Annotated in this window: 14 protein-coding genes and 1 tRNA gene; 6 read left to right on the top strand and 9 right to left on the bottom strand. The window is 65.1% G+C overall.

What is annotated here, in order from left to right; translation table 11 throughout:
- Window positions 1–17: 17 nt before the first annotated feature.
- The 3 genes from E4P09_RS01875 to E4P09_RS01865 form a co-directional block, all read right to left on the bottom strand.
- On the bottom strand, window positions 18–1,457 hold the full coding sequence (locus tag E4P09_RS01875) for an SMODS domain-containing nucleotidyltransferase (protein ID WP_137387890.1): 1,440 nt from the start codon (window positions 1,455–1,457) through the stop codon (window positions 18–20).
- A 212-nt stretch (window positions 1,458–1,669) separates the two neighbouring features.
- Entirely contained in the window at window positions 1,670–1,903 is a 234-nt protein-coding gene (locus tag E4P09_RS26395; protein WP_239024994.1) for a type II toxin-antitoxin system VapC family toxin, read from the bottom strand.
- Window positions 1,904–2,059: 156 nt separating this feature from the next.
- Complete coding sequence (locus E4P09_RS01865; RefSeq protein WP_239024993.1) at window positions 2,060–2,308, bottom strand: FitA-like ribbon-helix-helix domain-containing protein; 249 nt, start codon at window positions 2,306–2,308, stop codon at window positions 2,060–2,062.
- Between the two features lie 64 nt (window positions 2,309–2,372).
- Between E4P09_RS01865 and E4P09_RS01860 the strand changes: the two genes are divergently transcribed.
- A complete protein-coding gene (locus E4P09_RS01860) occupies window positions 2,373–2,705 on the top strand; it encodes an MmcQ/YjbR family DNA-binding protein (RefSeq protein ID WP_137387889.1) in 333 nt (110 codons plus the stop codon).
- Window positions 2,706–2,720: 15 nt separating this feature from the next.
- On the opposite strand, the gene E4P09_RS01855 is transcribed toward E4P09_RS01860, so the two are convergent.
- The gene (locus E4P09_RS01855) at window positions 2,721–3,932 is read right to left on the bottom strand and encodes a pyridoxal phosphate-dependent aminotransferase (protein ID WP_137387888.1); all 1,212 of its coding nucleotides are present in this window, start codon (window positions 3,930–3,932) and stop codon (window positions 2,721–2,723) included.
- Between the two features lie 58 nt (window positions 3,933–3,990).
- A complete protein-coding gene (locus tag E4P09_RS01850) occupies window positions 3,991–5,061 on the bottom strand; it encodes an NAD(P)H-dependent flavin oxidoreductase (protein ID WP_137387887.1) in 1,071 nt (356 codons plus the stop codon).
- A 115-nt stretch (window positions 5,062–5,176) separates the two neighbouring features.
- Here E4P09_RS01850 and E4P09_RS01845 point away from each other — a divergent pair, with 115 nt between their 5' ends.
- Together E4P09_RS01845 and E4P09_RS01840 are read left to right on the top strand one after the other, a co-directional pair.
- Window positions 5,177–5,605, top strand: coding sequence for a thioesterase family protein (locus E4P09_RS01845; RefSeq protein WP_137387886.1), 429 nt, complete (start codon window positions 5,177–5,179; stop codon window positions 5,603–5,605).
- A 79-nt stretch (window positions 5,606–5,684) separates the two neighbouring features.
- Complete coding sequence (locus E4P09_RS01840; RefSeq protein WP_137387885.1) at window positions 5,685–5,960, top strand: hypothetical protein; 276 nt, start codon at window positions 5,685–5,687, stop codon at window positions 5,958–5,960.
- Between the two features lie 11 nt (window positions 5,961–5,971).
- Here E4P09_RS01840 and E4P09_RS01835 read toward each other — a convergent pair whose 3' ends face one another.
- The 3 genes from E4P09_RS01835 to E4P09_RS01825 are packed head-to-tail and all read right to left on the bottom strand — an operon-like array spanning window position 5,972 to window position 9,819.
- Window positions 5,972–6,880, bottom strand: coding sequence for a nitrilase-related carbon-nitrogen hydrolase (locus E4P09_RS01835; RefSeq protein ID WP_137387884.1), 909 nt, complete (start codon window positions 6,878–6,880; stop codon window positions 5,972–5,974).
- Window positions 6,881–6,894: 14 nt separating this feature from the next.
- Complete coding sequence (locus tag E4P09_RS01830; RefSeq protein ID WP_137387883.1) at window positions 6,895–7,371, bottom strand: molybdenum cofactor biosynthesis protein MoaE; 477 nt, start codon at window positions 7,369–7,371, stop codon at window positions 6,895–6,897.
- 18 nt (window positions 7,372–7,389) lie between these two features.
- Complete coding sequence (locus tag E4P09_RS01825) at window positions 7,390–9,819, bottom strand: AsmA family protein (protein WP_170984185.1); 2,430 nt, start codon at window positions 9,817–9,819, stop codon at window positions 7,390–7,392.
- A gap of 251 nt (window positions 9,820–10,070) precedes the next feature.
- Here E4P09_RS01825 and E4P09_RS01820 point away from each other — a divergent pair, with 251 nt between their 5' ends.
- On the top strand, window positions 10,071–12,026 hold the full coding sequence (locus E4P09_RS01820; RefSeq protein ID WP_239024992.1) for an acetoacetate--CoA ligase: 1,956 nt from the start codon (window positions 10,071–10,073) through the stop codon (window positions 12,024–12,026).
- A gap of 4 nt (window positions 12,027–12,030) precedes the next feature.
- Here E4P09_RS01820 and E4P09_RS01815 read toward each other — a convergent pair whose 3' ends face one another.
- Window positions 12,031–15,099, bottom strand: a complete 3,069-nt coding sequence (locus E4P09_RS01815; protein ID WP_137387880.1) for a PAS domain-containing protein — start codon at window positions 15,097–15,099, stop codon at window positions 12,031–12,033.
- Window positions 15,100–15,439: 340 nt separating this feature from the next.
- Between E4P09_RS01815 and E4P09_RS01810 the strand changes: the two genes are divergently transcribed.
- Together E4P09_RS01810 and E4P09_RS01805 are read left to right on the top strand one after the other, a co-directional pair.
- Entirely contained in the window at window positions 15,440–16,174 is a 735-nt protein-coding gene (locus E4P09_RS01810; RefSeq protein WP_137387879.1) for a phasin family protein, read from the top strand.
- Between the two features lie 135 nt (window positions 16,175–16,309).
- Window positions 16,310–16,386, top strand: a tRNA-His gene (locus tag E4P09_RS01805).
- Window positions 16,387–16,704 lie beyond the last annotated feature (318 nt).

Here is a 16,704-nt window from a genome sequence, read left to right as displayed (position 1 = left end):
TAGCCCCCTCCCTAAAGCTACTTGATCACAACGTAGAATGGCTCGCTGAAACCAACGAGTCGATCATCGCTTCCACGGATGATGAATGCTTCCGCCATGTGAACGCCGCGGTATTCGAGCGCTTCCCACCGACGGTCACCGTCGGTGGGCTTCTCGAAGCCGCCCCGCCCTTTCTTGAGGGCGATCGCCACCGCCCCGGTATTGGTGATGCGCCATCGCACGTAGCAGTCAGCCGGCACCGTCTGGAACTTGTTGACACGGACGTCGAACCAGAGACCGCCCCGCGGAGGCAACGCCTCGCCTGAACTGATCCGATATCCCTTGTCGGAATGCTGGGACGCGCGATATTCGGCGAAGACCTGGACGTTACGGGACATGTTTTCGGCGGGCTGCCAACGAGGGGCCTGGAGGTGGGCTGGTGTCCGAAATCCCGGCGGTAGGATGCTGATGCCAAAGTCGATTACGCTATCGACCAAGCTATCAAGGTGGGCTGCCCCTTCCATGAGAAGCGCACGCGCCTGCTGCATCGCAGAAGCCTCTGCCTTCTTTACATTTTCTCCCTTTGCAAATTCGTCGCCGAAGACCTTACGCCATTTCTCAACGCTGTCGGACCGAGTCTCGGCGTCGATCGCTTCATCGATCCATTTCCGGTACTTGTTCACGAAATTTCGAAAGTTTGCGTACTGGGTGTCGTTCCAGAGATCGGCAAAGTCCTCGGCGGGGAGTGATGGGTTGCTGACCACCGGCTTGTTCGGCCGTGCCTGCAACCAGTCGTCGAGCCTACCCATGATTATCTGCAACGCGCTTGGCGTGTCCGCGAATGCGTTCGAATCCTTATCGAACCACTCGATTCGGTGACCTATGAGCGTCGTTAGAAGAACTGACTGGCAGCTGAAACGCTTCTTGATGTCCCGAATGTACTTGATGAGCCGGGTCGCCTTGCGAAACGAGTTGTTGCCCGAGTACCCGTTCTTCTCGCGTATCCATCGTGTGTATTCGATGGGCTGGGATTCGTCGAATTTATCGTTGCGCTTATCGCAGACCTCGAGCGTTCCCTGGTACTCGCGGTCCATCACCAGCGGAGCGATATCGATCTTACAATCGTCGGCATAGGTGATCGTGACGCAGTAATCATAGACGACCGTCTTGTCGGAATATCGTCCGCTTTCCAGGAAGACGCGCCCAAGTTCCTTTACGTATTGAGCGGCACTCCAGCCATCTACCGACCGAATCCGGACGAGCAGATCGGCATCGAATTCTCCGCCGTCCACCGGGCGGATAATGGTGTCGTGCGCCCAGGAACCCTGCTCGATGAAGGTGGAGATTGTCGGTTCCCAGTCGGATGCTCGAAGGAAGCTCTTAATCGTCTCCGCTCGGTCCTCAAGCAGTGCAATACGGGTTTGATTGAGATTGACGGTATCGGATAGAAAGTCCTTGAAGTCATTTATAAGTTTCATATCGCCCCCAGCCCCTCGATAATTGAATTATTTCATCCTAGGGCAGATTCCTGTCGTCCGCTTACACCTGATGGTGCCAAAGCGGACAGGCCGCAAGCCACCATGTATCGCTATTCTATTCCACCGCAGCCCTATTTAGGAGGGTCATGGAGCGCTATGGAGTAGACATAGTGCTCATCGCTATCCCGCATGCCCCGCCATCCATCCTGTCCTCAAACAACCTCCACCCTTGCACCTTCGCCGGCCGCCGCGGCCAGGCGGCGGTCCCGGGTGAGGAGCGGCGCATCGAGAACCTCCGCGAGCGCGACATAGGCCGCATCATAGGCGGTGAGATTGCATCTGAGCGCCCAAATCCGTGGCAGCAGCAGGTCGTGGGGGTACCGGCGCAAGGGCAGATCGGCCAGATCGGCTAGCGCTTCGCGGCCGCGGGGCATCGTCAATGTCACCGGCGGCCGCATACCGGCGTAACACCTGGGCGATTTCAACATCCACCAAGTGCGGCGCGTGCAGCGTCAGACCAGGTTGGAACAGCCGCTCCTCCACGGCTGCAGCAGCCGGCGTCCGCAGGAGCATTTCCAGCAGTGCGGACGCATCCACGACGATCACGGCCGCTCGCGTTCCTCGCGAACGGCCTCGGCAGGGGAGAGGCTCAGCCTCACTCTGGAGCGCTGCTCCAGCCGGGCGCGGAGTTCATCCAGGGTGGGCCGCGCCGCAATCTCGCGGATTTCGCTCAGCAGGAAATCGGAAAGCGACATGCCCGCCAGCGCCGCCCGCGCCTTGAGCTTTCGGTGCAGCGCCTCCGGTACATTGCGGATCTGGATCATGACCGACATGCGCAAAACATAAAACATGCGATGCACATGTCAATGAGCCTGCCAGTGCTGTTCGGATAGGCTCACCCGAAAAGGAGGTCGTATGGCCACGGGAGCAGATCTGCGCCGGTTGGCACTCGCCCTGGAGGGCACCATTGAAGCCCCTCATTTCGATCGGGCCGCGTTCAAGGTCGTCCGCAATTATGTGACGCTCGCAGCCGACGAGAAGACGGCCAACTTCAAATTCACGCCCGACGAGCAGGAGTTCAAATGCATGCTGGCGCCGGAGGCCTTTTCTCCCGTGCCGAACGCCTGGGGACAGCAGGGCTGGACCACCGCCGACTTATCCAAGCTGAGCCTGGCCAAGCTGCAGAACGCGCTTGAAACCGCCTGGGCACACGCGGTGAAGAAGCGTCCGGTACGCCGCAAAATTTGAGCTGCGCCCCGGTCCTCAAGACGGATCCCGCAGCGAGGCACAGAACCGCTGGATCCGGCGGCAGGCTTCTTCCAGCTCTTCGGTCGCCGCCGCATAGGATATGCGGAAGTTCGGCCCCAGTCCGAAGGCCGAACCGTGCACAACGGCCACGCCCTCGGCCTCGAGCAGCTCGCTCACAAAGTCCTCGTCCGTGGTGATGACCTTGCCGCGTGGGCTCACCTTGCCGATCAGCTGCGCGCAGGAGGGGAATACGTAGAACGCGCCCTCCGGCGTGTGGCAATGCAGCCCCCGCGCCTGGTTGAGCATGGAAACCACCAGATCCCGCCGCTGCTCGAACACCTTGCGCGCGGTGTGAACATAATCCTGCGGCCCGTCCAGCGCCTCCCGCGCCGCCCACTGCGCGATGGAGCAGGCGCCGGAGGTGAGCTGGCCCTGGATCTTGTCCATGGCCTTGATCAGCGGCTCGGGCCCGCCCGCATAGCCGATGCGCCAGCCGGTCATGGCATAGGCCTTGGACACGCCGTTCATGGTCAGGGTGCGCTCGAACAGCCGCGGCTCCGCCTGGGCGATGGTGGTGAAGCGGAACCCGTCATAGACCAGATGCTCGTAGATGTCGTCCACGAAGACCCACACATGCGGATGGCGCAGCAGCACCTCGCCCAGCGCCTTGAGCTCCGCCTCCGTATAGGCCGCCCCCGACGGATTGGAGGGCGAGTTCAGCATCAGCCACTTGGTCCGCGGCGTGATGGCCGCATCCAGGGCCTCGGGCGTCACCTTGAAGCCCGTCGCCTCGTCCGTCTTGATGAACACGCTGGTGCCGCCGCACATTGCGACCATCTCTGGATAGGAGACCCAATAGGGCGCGGGGATCAGCACCTCGTCGCCCTCGTTCACCGTCGCCAGCATGGCATTGGCGATGATCTGCTTGCCGCCGGTCGAGACGATGGTCTGGTTCGGCTTGTAGTCGAGCCCGTTCTCCCGCCTGAACTTGGCCGCGATCGCCTGGCGCAGCTCCGGAATGCCCGCCACGGGCGTGTATTTCGTCTCACCCCGCTGCATGGCGTCCCAAGCCGCCCGCTTGATGTTGTCGGGCGTATCGAAATCGGGCTGGCCGGCGCTGAGCGCGATGATCTCGCGCCCCTGGGCGGTCAGGTCGCTCGCCTTCTGCGACATGGCAATGGTGGCGGAAGGCTTGATACGGGCGAGAGCATGGGAGAACAGCGACATCAGGCATCCTGTCGGTTGGTGCGGCCGAACGGCGGCATGGGTATGTGTAGACGAGTCCTCAGCCCGCTTCCAGCTCGGCCGCCAGCTGGGACATGAGCGTGGCGGCGGGCACCGCGCGTGCCAGCGGGGCGCCTTGCCCCGCCCAGTGGGCGCCGTATCCGGCGACGCCTGCGGCTTTCGCCGCCGCGGCCAGCGCTTTGCCCGCATCATAGGTGAGGGGATAAGCAGGGAGATCTCCGGGCGAAACCGAGGCGCCGAGCGCCGTAAACCGGTTGCTCAGACAGCGCGCCGGCCGGCCGGAGATCACACGGGTGAGCACGGTGTGATGGGCGGCCTCGCTCCGCAGCGCCTGGCGGTAGCCTTCATCCGCCTGGGATTCCGGGCAGGCGATGAAAGCGGTGCCGAGCTGTGCCGCCGCCGCGCCGAGCCGCAGGGCAGCCGCGATGCCGGCCCCGTCCATGATGCCGCCCGCCGCGATCACCGGAATGTCGAGATTGCGGACGAGCACCCGGGTCAGCGCCATGGTGCCGAGCTGCTCGTCCGGCCCGTCGGGATCGAACAGTCCGCGATGGCCGCCCGCCTCGTAGCCCTGCGCCACCACCGCATCGATGCCGGCCGCTGCAACCGCGCGCGCTTCCGCCAGATTTGTGGCCGAGGCGAACAGGATGATGCCGGCCGATTTCATTGCGCTGATCCGCTCGGGCGAAGGCAGGCCGAAATGGAAGCTCACCACCCTGGGCTTCTCCTCGAGCAGCATGGCGAACATGTCGTCATCCTCAAGGAAGCTCTTCCACAACAGCGTGAGACGGGACGGCGGCTCGGCGCCCAAGCGCTCGAATTCCGGGCGCAGCTGCTCGATCCATGCGGCTTCCACGGCTGGATCGGCAACTGCCGGCTTATGGCAGAACACGTTAACATTGAAGGCGCGGTTGCTTTGCGCCCGCAGCGCCCCGATCATCTCGCGCGCAGCCGTTGCCGTGCTGGTGGCAAGCCCCAAGGACCCAAGCCCGCCGGCATTGGAAACCGCAGCCGCCAGCGCCGGCGTCGCCACCCCGGCCATGGGCGCCTGGATGATGGGCAGCTCGAGCTCCAGAAGGTCGACGAGACGGCGATCGTAGGTGCTGGCCATGTTTCATCCTCCAAGGCGGTCGGCAAGGGCTAACCTGCCGCTCCCAATAACTTGCGGTCAAGATCTCCTTGGCGTTCCATGCGCCGGTTCTCGTGCTTGTCTGGGGTTTTCTTCCATGAATGCGGATCTTAAGCCAGGGCTTCGCCACGTGCAGAGCCTCAGAGTGGATCACACGCTCACCGTGCCCGCCGTTTCGCAAGCCTTCACAGGCTTTTCCGACATGCCGCCCGTATTTGCGACCGCCTTCATGGTGGGCTTCATCGAATGGACCTGCATTGAGGCGCTGCGGCCATTTCTGGAGCCGCACGAGCGCACTGTCGGCACCCATGTGGATGTCAGCCATTCGGCCGCAACCCCGGTGGGCATGACCGTGACCGCGGAGGTGGAACTGATCGCGGTCGAGGGCCGGACGCTGCGCTTCAAGGTGTCGTGCCGTGATGAGGCTGGGCTGATCGGCGAAGGTTTCCACGACCGGGCGGTGATCGATGCCGCCAAGTTCATGGCGCGCGTTTCTGCCAAGGCCGAGGCCAACCGCCGCCCATAACCCACGCGCCGTCGGGAACGCGCGGCCTCCGACATCGGTTGTCTCCGCAAGGGATAACCTGTGCGGCAAAGGAAGTATCATGCCCGAGAAGCATCCGAACACACAGCGCTGGGGTGGGCCCGGCGCCAGCCACGAAGACCGCAGCAAGCCGATGCCCGAGCGGAAAGACCCGCGGCCCCCGGGCACGCCGACCAACCCGCCGGTCAGCCGCGTATCGGGCGGCGGTGGCGAGCGCGACGAGAAGCATAGCCACGTGGACAACATGCGCAGCGCGAAATCGCACGCGACCGACAGTCCCAGTCCCACCGCCGGCCGCCGGTTCAAGCCGAACCGGCCCCGCCACTGGGACGACTGATCAGTGTCGGCTCACGTCATGTGAATCTTGACCGGCTCGGCCCGCCAGGCGCCGGGCCAGACTTCGGCCGCGCCCGCCCGCAGCGCGCGGATCGTGGCAATCGGAATATCCCGGGCAATGAGCAGCGGCCCGTCGGCCTCATCCTCCGCCACCGGCGGGATCTCCGCATAAAGCCCGGTATCGCCCAGGGTTGGCTCGCAGGGCAGGAATACCGAGCAACCGGAAACATTGCTGTCGTTCTGCGTGGTTCCCTGCGCGACGCCCACCACGCCCACCGCCGCGACCACCGCCATCAGCTCGACCGCACGCGCCTTGGCACAGCCGAACACCCGCGAATAGCCCGACAGGCCCGCCGTCATGGACGGTACCAGGATCAAATCGGGTTCGAGCGGGGCGAGCATGGCCGACAGCGCCGGCAGCTCCACGTCGAGGCAGATGCAAGTGGCGAGCTTCAGTCCACGCCACTGCACCACGTGGACCAGCTCGCCTGGCTCGAGCTGCCACGCATCCGGGTCCTTTTCGAATGGGGTGAGGCAGAGCTTGTCCTGGCCAACTTGCCGGCCATCCGGCAGGAACAGCCAGGCGCGGTTGCGGAAGCCGCCCTTCCCATGGGCAACAGGCATGGTCCCCGCCAGCAGCGCCATGTCATATCGTTCGGCCAGCGGCGCCAGCAGCGGCAGAGCCTGCGCGCCCTGTTCCGCCATCCATGCGATCTCCTGGTCGGGACGCAGCCCCTCCGGCTTGAACGACAGCCATTGCTCGCAGGCATATTCGGGCAGGATCAGCATGTCGGCGCCCTGGCGCTTCGTCTGCTGCATCTTCTGCTCGATGCCCGCCACCCAGGCAGAAATCCCGTTGAGCGGGCGCCCGAGATTGACCGCCCACAAGGCGAGCGTAACCTGGTCAATAGCCTCAACCATGCGAAATTCGATCCTCAGTTATCCCCGCTGGTCGCAGCGCTCCAGCGCGCCGCGGCCTCGTCATCGGCCTCGCGCGCCTCGACCCAGCGCTCCTGGCCGCCGCTGCCCGGCGCGCGCTCGCGCTTCCAGAACGGCGCCTTCGTCTTGAGCCAATCGACCAGGAAGGCGCAAGCGGAAAAAGCCGCCTCCCGATGGGCCGAAGCGGTGATCACCAGGACGATGTCGTCTCCCGCAGCCAGCCGGCCGTAGCGGTGGACGATGAGCGAAGCCTCCAAGGGCCAGCGCCGGTGCGCCTCCTCCTCGATATCGGCCAGCGCCTTCTCCGTCATGCCCGGATAGTGCTCCAGCGTCATCTCGGCCACCGCCTCTCCGCTGGAGGTATCGCGGACCGTGCCCACGAACAGGGCGATTCCGCCGATTGCCGTATTGCCCGCCTTCAGCGCCGCGAGCTCCGCGCCGGCATCGAACGGCTCACTCTGCACTCTGATCATGGTACGCCCGTGACTTGACTACAAGGCATCGCCCTTGCCCGAGGTCTGCGGAACCGGCTGATCGGGCGTGGCCATCTGCGGGCTCGGCTGCTCGGGAGCGGGTGCGTGCGGGACCTCCTCCTCGGGGGCCTTTGCCTCGGCGGGCACCGGCGCTTCCCCGGCCGGCTCGTCCGTGCTGTCCTCTTCAGTGGCCGCATTCTGTGGTGCGTGCACGGGCGCCGGCAAGCTCTCGCCACCCTGGGCGGCCGGTTGTGCGCCGGGTTCAGGCTGATCGGCCTGTTCTCCGGCGGACCGGGGCTCGACCGCACCCTGGGACGGCTGCGGCTTGCGGGCACCCAGGCCGCCCTTCATCAAGCCATCCAAGAACTGACCGGCACCACTTCCGGTGAAGCTGCTGGTCGTGTCAGGACCAAGGCTCTTGCCGATCTCCTGGTTCAACAGCGGGCCGACATTGTCCAGCACCCCGTCGATCGCCTTCCCGCCAGAGCCGAGATCAAGCCCGCGCGTCGCCTGCACCAATCCCTTGAACTGCTTGTAGGCGGCCTGAGGGTCTTTCATGACGCCCTCGATATCGGGATAGATCTTGGGCCGGCTCCATGGTCCCTTCACGACGATTGGCACCGAGAAGCCTTCCAGCGCCTGCTCGCCATTCTTCGGCTGCAGCTTCGCGACGAGCTGCGGGTCCACCCGGTAGTCCAGGGTCTGCCGGGCGAGGTCGACGGAGCCTTCTCCGGAGACCCGCACGAGCGGTCCCAGCAGGGTCAGATCATCATTGGCCGCAACCCCGTTCTCGACCTGAAAGCTTCCCTCGAACAGGCTGAAGTCGGTCAAGGCCTCTTGGCCGCCCATCCAGCCATCCACCACATGGGCCGCCACTGCATTCACCATCTTGCCAAGATCGACCCCGCGCAGGGCACCATCCGTCACCCGGAACACTAGATTGCCGCGCAGGGTGGAGACGAGCTCCGCCTGGCTGCGCCCGGTCCCGGCGAGAGATACCGACGCGGCGCCGCGGCCCTCGAACTGCTTGAGGCCGGTTAGGTCGCGCAGCAGCTCGTAGCTGGCGAAGTCACTGGCGCTGAGCGCGAGGCGTAAGGTCGGCACGGCTTTGGAACCGTCGAGCTGCACGTTGCCTGCCGCCGTGCCGCCATAGAGGGCGAGATTGCTGAGCTGCGCCTCGAGCAGTCCATTGTCGATGAGCAAGCGCAGCCCGCCCGCGTCGGTCTTGACGTTCCCGAAGATGACACGGCCCGCATTGAGCGTGAGGTCGGCGTCGATGGCCTTAAGGCCGGAAAGATCGATCGGCTCCATGCTCCAGCCATCGACCAGCGCGGAGGGCTCGGACGACGCACCGCCTTTGGCGGTCGGCTCGCCGTCGCCCCGATAAACGTTCAGATCAACCGTGTCGACACCGAGCGTCGCGATCACCTTGGGCCGCGCGCCATCGAGCTCCAGGCGCACATTGCCCCGGGCCTTCATCCCGTCTAGCGCAATGTCGGCATCTTTCAGCGTCAACGTCTTGTGTTGCAGGCCGATGGCGCTTTCGGCCCGGAACGGACCGAGGCCTTGCCCGTCCGGCAGCGGCTGCCCCGCCCACTGCATGAGCTCCCGCAAGCTGGGCGTGCTGAAGCCGACAACCCCGGCGAGCGAGAGCCCATCCTTCAGCGAGATCTGCCCGTCATAGCCGGCATTCAGGAGAGGGGAGGCCAGGGTGACCTCGGCGGCCGAGGCCGACCCGGCGGCCAGCTGTGCCGGATGCCGCAGCACCGCGTCGAGATTCACCCGCTGGCCATTCCAGATCAGCGAGCCGCGCGCGCTGAACGGCGAGTCGAGGTCGGCCAGGCTCAGCGTGAGGTTGACGTCCTCCGCCATGAAGGTCACGCCGTTGCGCTCGTCGAGATAGCGCACCGTTCCGTTCTGGATTTCAACCGGCGCTAGCTCGACCGCTCGCATGGCCGTGCTGGGATAGGCCGCGGGATCGGCCGGCGCGTCGATGATATCCAGCGGCTCCTCGTCGCTCGCCGCCGCATCCCGGCTGGTTTCCGCCGGCGTCGGCTGGCGGCTGTCGAACACCCAGTTGCTATGGCCCTCGCCGTCGATGAGCAAATTCAGCCGCGGCGTCTCGACCACAAAGGCCTTGATCTGCAGCTTGCCCGACAAGAGCGGCCAGAGCGCCACCTTGACCCGAAGGTTGTCGGTCAGCATCACGTCGCCTGCCGGCATGCCTGGCGGGTTGCTCAGGGCCACGTCCCGCAGCTCGATGGCGAAGTCCGGATAGAAGGACAGATGCGGCTCTTCACCCAGGGCAAGCTCGCGACCTGTCTGGTCACGCACCACCTCGGTGATCTGGCGGGCGACGAAGTCGGCGCTGACCACGAATGGCAGCGCGGCAACGGCCAGCACCGCGACCACGATAACCGCAATCAGACCAATCACAACGCGTTTCACGAGGGTCGTTTCCCTTTTGTTTGGCCGGGGAGCCACCCGTTACGCCAAGCTCAAGGCGGTTTTGCGACCGCCGCGACCGACCGATTCGCTTGACGCTACTGTAGCACTTTCGCGCCCGGCCCGGGCACCGATTGCCAGAAAGCACCACATCGCCCGGCGAGGCTGTCAGCGGCGCGTAAAATCCCTTGGGGTCTAGCGGATCTTTTCTTATGGTGCGCGCAAAATCGACGGGAACCCTGGGAGGCGTGAGTATGATGCAACCCCTCTGGACACCTTCGGAGGAGCAGAAGGCGCAGAGCCGTATGGCCGCGTTCATCAGGCTGGTGGGCGAGCGGCACGGTCTCGATCTCGCTGATTTCCAGGCCTTGCATCGCTTTTCCGTCGAGCGGCAGGAAGACTTCTGGAACGCGGCTTGGGACTTCTGCGGCGTCAAGGCCTCAGTCCGCGGCACCCGGGTGCTCGTGGACGGCGACAAAATGCCCGGGGCCCGCTACTTCCCCGACGCCCGCCTCAACTATGCGGAAAACGCCCTGCGGCGCCGTGACAGCGCACCGGCGATCATCTTCCGAGGCGAGGACAAGGTCAGAAGCGAACTGAGCTGGGCCGAGCTCCATGATGCAGTCGGGCGCATGGCGCGCGCGCTCAGGCGAGCTGGCGTGAAGCCGGGCGACCGGATCGCGGCGGTCGTGCCCAACATGCCGGAAACGACGGTGGCCTTTCTCGGCACCGTGGCGATCGGCGCCATCTGGTCGTCGTGCTCGCCGGATTTCGGCGAACGCGGCATTCTCGACCGTTTCGGCCAGATCGAGCCCAAGGTGCTGGTCGTTTGCGACGGCTATTTCTACAACGGCAAGCAGCTCGACATCACCGACAAGATCGCCCATGTGCTCACCCAGCTGCCTACCATCGAGACCGTTGTGGTGATCGACTATACCGGCGCGGCGGAGGCGGCGGTCCGCAAGCTTCCCAAGGCAGCCACCTACGGGGAATTTCTAGGGCATGAGCCGGTGGGCGAGATCGCCTTCGAGCAGGTGCCCTTCGACCACCCCATTTTCATTCTGTTCTCCAGTGGCACCACGGGGGTGCCGAAATGCATCGTGCATCGCACTGGCGGCATCATCCTGAAGCACCTGACCGAGCATCAGCTGCACGGCAATATCCGCGCAGGCGACCGCTTCTTCTACTTCTCCACCTGCGGTTGGATGATGTGGAACTGGCTCATGTCGGGGCTCATGTCCGAGGCAACGCTCGTGCTCTATGACGGCTCGCCCTTCGCGCCCTCGGAGCGCGTGCTGTTCGACTATGCCGAGGAGGTCGGCATGACCCAGTTCGGCACCTCGGCGAAATATGTGGATGCATTGAAGAAGACCGGCTGGCGTCCGATCGATACCCACAAGCTCCCGGCATTGCGGACAATGTTCTCCACCGGCTCGCCCCTCGCGCCCGAAAGCTTCGCCTTCGTCTATGCCGGCATCAAGCCCGGCATTCACCTGGCCTCCATATCCGGCGGCACCGACCTGTGCGGCTGCTTCGTTGGCGGCAATCCCTTGGCTCCGGTCTACGAGGGCGAGATCCAATCGCCCATGCTGGGCAATGCCGTCGATGTCTTCGACGACGAGGGCAGGCCGCTGCCGCGCGGCAAGGGCGAGTTGGTATGCGCCGCGCCCTTTCCCTCCATGCCGGTCATGTTCTGGAACGACCCGACGGGCGAGAAATATTTCAACGCCTATTTTGCCCGCTTCCCGAACGTGTGGACCCATGGCGATTTCGCCGAGTGGACAGAGCATGGCGGCATGATCATCCATGGCCGGTCCGATGCCACCCTCAATCCCGGCGGCGTGCGCATCGGCACCGCCGAGATCTATGCCCAGGTCGAGCAGATCCCGGAGGTGATCGAGGCGATCGCCATCGGACAGGATTGGGACGGCGACGTGCGCGTGGTGCTGTTCGTGCGCTTGCGCGAGGGGGTCGCGCTGAGCGAGGATTTGGTCAAGCGCATCAAGACCCAGATCCGCACCGGCGCCTCGCCGCGGCACGTGCCCGCCAAGGTGATCGCCATCGCGGATATCCCGCGCACCAAGTCCGGCAAGATCACCGAGATCGCCGTGCGCGATGTCATCCACGGCCGCGAGGTCAAGAACCGCGAAGCTCTGGCCAATCCGGAGGCCTTGGACCTCTACAAGGATCTGCCAGCCCTGCGGGATTGATCCACTATTCCGCCAGAACGCGGGTGGTGGGGAAGGTGATCTCGACGAGCGTGCCGCTTTCCGGCCGGCTGCTGATGGAGAAGCCGGCGCGGTTCGCTTCGGTCAGCGCCTTTGTCAGCGGCAGCCCGAGGCCGGTGCCGCTCGCGCGGCGGCGCTTTGTCTCCAGCCGGCGGAACGGCTTTAGCGCATCCTGCAATTCGTCCTCGGTCATGCCGATGCCCGTGTCCTTCACGCGGAGCTTCACTTCGCCCTGCGGCGTGGTCACGAGTGACACGATCACCTGCCCGCCGGGCTCGGTAAACTTGATGGCATTCGACAGGAGATTCAACACGATCTGCCGGATGGATCGCTGGTCGGCAACGACGGGCGGCAGGGCAGCCGGGATGCTGGTGCGCATCAGCACGCGGGCTTCCCGCGCCTGGTCCTGCATGATGTGCACGCTCTGGTCGATCAGGTCCACCAGATTGACCGCGGTGAAGTTGAGCTCGAGCTTGCCGGCCTCGACCTTGGACAGATCGAGCAGATCGTTGATCAGGCTGAGCAGGTGCTCGCCGCTCGCATGGATATCGCCGATATAGCTCAGATATTTGTCGTTGCGGATCGCGCCGAAGCGTTCAGCCTTCATGACTTCCGAGAAACCGAGGATCGCGTTGAGCGGTGTCCGCAGCTCGTGGCTGATATTGGCGAGAAATTCCGATTTCTGCGCGCTGGTCCGCTCGGCCTCTTCCTTGGCCGCCCTGAGGTCGGCCTCCGCTTTCTTCCAGTGGGTGATGTCGCGCAGGACGGCGCAATAGCCGTCGCCTTCCACCACCGGGCTTATGGTCAGGAACAGCGGAATCTCGCCACCCTGGCGCTCGATCCCGGTCACCTCCCGCCCATCGTTGAAGATGGTGGCCAGGCTGCCGTCGACCATGGCCGCGAGATAGTCCTTGAAGGTCTTCGCGCTCTCCGCGTTGAGGAAGTCGCTCAAGCGCCGGCCGACCGCTTCCCGCGCATCGATCCCGAAAATGGCCTGCGCGCCGGCATTGATGCTGCGGATGACCCCCGCCGCATCCATCACGATGATGCCGTCGGTGGCCGTCTCCAGGATCGTCTTCAGCGTGGCATCGCTCGGCGCCCAAAGCTCGCTCTGCGCACTCTTGCCCGGCAGCGGCTTGTCCCGCGGGGTGAACATGAGCTGGCGCACCGGTCCGTCCGGCCAGTCGAGCGTGCGCGCGGTGATCGAGTTGCTGGCGATCCGCCCTTCCGGCGTGGACACGCAGGCCTCCTCGCCGCGCACCCGCCAGCCGGGCAGGACTGCATCCAGCCCCACCACCTCCAGCGCTTCCGGGCTGTCATAACCCAGCACCTCCGCCGCGCCCTTGTTGGCGGCCAGGATCTCGCCGTCGCGATGGATCAATGACGGCGCGTCGAGGCCCCCCATGAGCTGGCGGGCCAGGGTGACGGCCAGCGTCTCGGCCGGCACATGGGCTTTGCCAGGTGCTTCCATGGCAGGCCCCTCATCCGGCGAGCGGGTCGGCTCCGGCTCCGGCGCCTGCGGCGGGAGGACATCGATATCGGTCACCGCTTCAGCGATAGCGGCCAGCGGCGCGGCCGCTTCGGCCCTGACCGCTTCGGTTCGGGGGGCGTCTTCATCGGAAGCGGGTGCGGCGGCCGGCTCCGGCTCGGCACTGCCGATGTCCTGGCGCAGCCGGCGCGCGAGGCGCTCGAAGGCAGCAGCATCCTCCGGACTGAGGCCTGGGCGCTGGGATTCCCGTTGTGGGCCTGGGCCGGGAGCGGGGGCTGCCCACGCCGTCCGGTCAGCCCCATGCTCGGTGACCATCGGCGTTGCCTGCTGCGGCGCCACCGCATCGACAGCGGAGTCTTCTGCCGCATCGGGAACGGGAGCATCGCTCGCTGCCTCGCTGCCCGTGGCCGTGTGCTCCATCGGTGCAGGCGAGGGGCTGTCTGCGGCCTGCGTGCCGGCGATCGGCAGCGGATCCTGCGTCTCCCGTCGGATCAGCGCCCCGATGCCGCGATAGGCCGTCCGGCTGTGCTCCACATCGGCAACCGCGACGGCGCTGAGGCAGGTTGCCAATTTGGCTTCCGCCTTGTGCCATTCGATCGTCGCGCGCCACGATCGGCCATCTGCCATCGCCGCTGCGATTACCCCATCCCTATCGAAGCCGAACCGCTCTGCAACCGCCCGCCATGGCTGGCCCACGATCTCCTCGGCGGCAATGCCGGTGGCCTCGGTGAAGTCGGCGCCCACCTCCTGCCATGCCAGGTCCCGGTCGAGTTCGAAGGTGAAATCCGCGGCCGCCGCAACGAAGTCAGCCAGCCGGGCGACGTTGTCCTGCAAGCTGCGCTCCAGGGCCCGCCGCTCGGCCACATCGTCGATGAGCAGGAGAATGCGTACGTCGGCCTGGCCGCCTTGCCCGGCTTCTCCCCCATGCGGTTCGATCCTCCGCCCTTCAAGGCGCAGGTCGCGGGCGCCGTAGCGCGTGTCCACGCGCCGAACCTCGCTCGCCACCCCGGCGGCCAGGACACGGCTGATGAACCGCATCGCGCTGCGCTCATCGCCCAGCAGCTCGGCCAGACCGCGCCGCCGGGCATCGGCCAGGAGCTCCCCCGCCTGCGCGTTGGCATGCAGGCTGCGCCCGTCGCGGTCCAGGGTCAGAACCGCCTGTGGCAAGGCATCGATCACGCCGAGGGCGAGCTCTGCGGGCGGGGTGGCCGGGCCGGCATGGATCGGCTTGGCGACAACCAGGAGGCCTGGTCGGCCGTCGCTCAGGCGATGGACGTGGCAATCGCAGGCGAGGGGCTCGCCCATGGGGCTCGAGGGAAAGTCGAGCACCTCCTCGGAGGATTGGCCAGGGCGGACCAGGGTGTCGGCCAGGCTGGCGAGACGCGCCACACCGGGCTCGCGCCGGTCGAAGCGCCGATCGATCAGGTCGAACAGCGACTCACCGCCGAAATAGCCGATGGCGGCCTCGTTGGCCCATACGATGCGAGCGCGGGCGGGGTCCCACAACCACGCGGCTACGCCTGCGTGCTGCAGCGCATCCAGGCTTGGTACAGCCCCTGTGCTCACGCGCGTCTCTCCTGGGCCATCCTTTTGCCTGATGCGTACCCAACACCATCCGCATCATACCCCGATCGTATTAACGAGGGGGAATCACCAGCGAGTCTTTTCCTCCTATTAAATGAAAAGGCGCCCAAATCATGGACATGAGAGACCGATGGCACGGATTACCTCCCACCTGCCGTGTCGGCCGCGGCATCCGGGCCCTCTACCGGATGTTCGCGCCGAGCGTCTTTGTTGCGCTGCAACATTCATCGGATTAGACTATCGCCCATCCAAGTTGACAATTGCACAAAAATTCGGTCGTGCATCCGCCGCCGGCGAACAGAGTTAATGAGGAGAATCTCCCGTGACCAACAACGCCCAGAACGACGAAAAGTTGACCAATGGCCAAGCCAAAGAGCCGCGCCCAACCGGCGCGGTCACAGCGGATCTCGAGGCGGGCGGCTCCGCCTATGCAGTTGAAGGCACGAGCGAAATGCCAGCGGTGAGCACCCCGGCCAGCCCGGCCGTTGATAAGGCTTCCGGGGTGCCGGCCAGCGCTGCGACCAAGCCGCGCAGGCTCCGCGCCGCCCCATCGCGCCCGGCACGCGCCCACAGGGCGAAGGAGAAACCGGTGCAGCCGCCGGCAAAGACCATGGTTGCCGCAGGACCAGCACGCGCTGCGAAGAAACAGGCCGTGCCGCGCAACCCCGCGGTGAAGCGCGCGGCCGGGAAATCCTCTGCGAGCATTTCGGCACCGGCGGCCGCTTCCGCCGCGCGGCGCGACGGGGAAGAGATGCGGAACATCCATGCCGTTGCCCTCTTCGGCTGGCAGGATAGCGCCCATGAATTGCAGCAGACGGTGCTGCATTTCACGCAAGCCAACATATCCGCGCAATTCGGGTTCATTCGCGAGATGATGAGCCAGCGCGACCCCGTCCAGATCATGTCTCTGCAGCAATCCTTCCTGCGCGAGAGGCTGGTCGCCCTCAGCCGGCAGATGCGGGAGGTGTCGCGCCTGTCCGGCCGCCTGGCGGGCGACGCCATGAAGCCGATGCAGGAAGGCATCAGCCGCGTGATGCAGCAGTCGGCCGGGCTCTGACACACGGCCATGCCGGGCCGGCGGCCGGGCGAGCCGGTGCCGGCCCGCAGCGGTTATCCGCAAAGTGGTGCGGGAGCACGCATCCCACCTTGTCAATGGCCGGGCTTGCGCTTATTTTGCGCGCCAAATGACAGCGCAGCTGTAGCTCAGTTGGTTAGAGCGCCTGATTGTGGATCAGGAGGTCCCCCGTTCGAGCCGGGGCAGCTGTACCATTCTTTTCAACAGCTTAGGTTCAGGCCAGGAGCATTAGGCGCACACTGGTCATCACCCGGTTATCAACGGCGCCAATATTCCGGGTCAGACGAGCTCACCGACCCTCCGAGAAGACCGCAACCTTTATAGATGTCCTCGAACATGTTGCCGAGGATTTCCAGCTCAATGAGAGCGTCCTCACCCGTGGTCGCGAAAATCGAAGGCGCTGGCACTAGGCGCGGCAAATCCGCTGTTGGTCCCGCTGCACGCCTGGAATCCATTGGATGATCGTGTCCGTGTTGATAACATCGATTTTTTCGGTCCGAAGAGATCAACAT

The organism is Rhodoligotrophos defluvii (assembly GCF_005281615.1).
Classification (GTDB): Bacteria; Pseudomonadota; Alphaproteobacteria; order Rhizobiales; family Im1; genus Rhodoligotrophos; species Rhodoligotrophos defluvii.
The sequence above is the reverse complement of the archived record's forward strand: the minus strand, read 5'-3'. Positions and strand labels throughout refer to the sequence as shown.

Bases quoted from the DNA above. Each gene is read 5' to 3' on its own strand.
- E4P09_RS01875 (WP_137387890.1), bottom strand. From the start codon at position 1,457: ATGAAACTTATAAATGACTTCAAGGACTTTCTATCCGATACCGTCAAT.
- E4P09_RS01865 (WP_239024993.1), bottom strand. From the start codon at position 2,308: ATGTTTTATGTTTTGCGCATGTCGGTCATGATCCAGATCCGCAATGTA.
- E4P09_RS01860 (WP_137387889.1), top strand. From the start codon at position 2,373: ATGGCCACGGGAGCAGATCTGCGCCGGTTGGCACTCGCCCTGGAGGGC.
- E4P09_RS01855 (WP_137387888.1), bottom strand. From the start codon at position 3,932: ATGTCGCTGTTCTCCCATGCTCTCGCCCGTATCAAGCCTTCCGCCACC.
- E4P09_RS01850 (WP_137387887.1), bottom strand. From the start codon at position 5,061: ATGGCCAGCACCTACGATCGCCGTCTCGTCGACCTTCTGGAGCTCGAG.
- E4P09_RS01845 (WP_137387886.1), top strand. From the start codon at position 5,177: ATGAATGCGGATCTTAAGCCAGGGCTTCGCCACGTGCAGAGCCTCAGA.
- E4P09_RS01840 (WP_137387885.1), top strand. From the start codon at position 5,685: ATGCCCGAGAAGCATCCGAACACACAGCGCTGGGGTGGGCCCGGCGCC.
- E4P09_RS01835 (WP_137387884.1), bottom strand. From the start codon at position 6,880: ATGGTTGAGGCTATTGACCAGGTTACGCTCGCCTTGTGGGCGGTCAAT.
- E4P09_RS01830 (WP_137387883.1), bottom strand. From the start codon at position 7,371: ATGATCAGAGTGCAGAGTGAGCCGTTCGATGCCGGCGCGGAGCTCGCG.
- E4P09_RS01820 (WP_239024992.1), top strand. From the start codon at position 10,071: ATGATGCAACCCCTCTGGACACCTTCGGAGGAGCAGAAGGCGCAGAGC.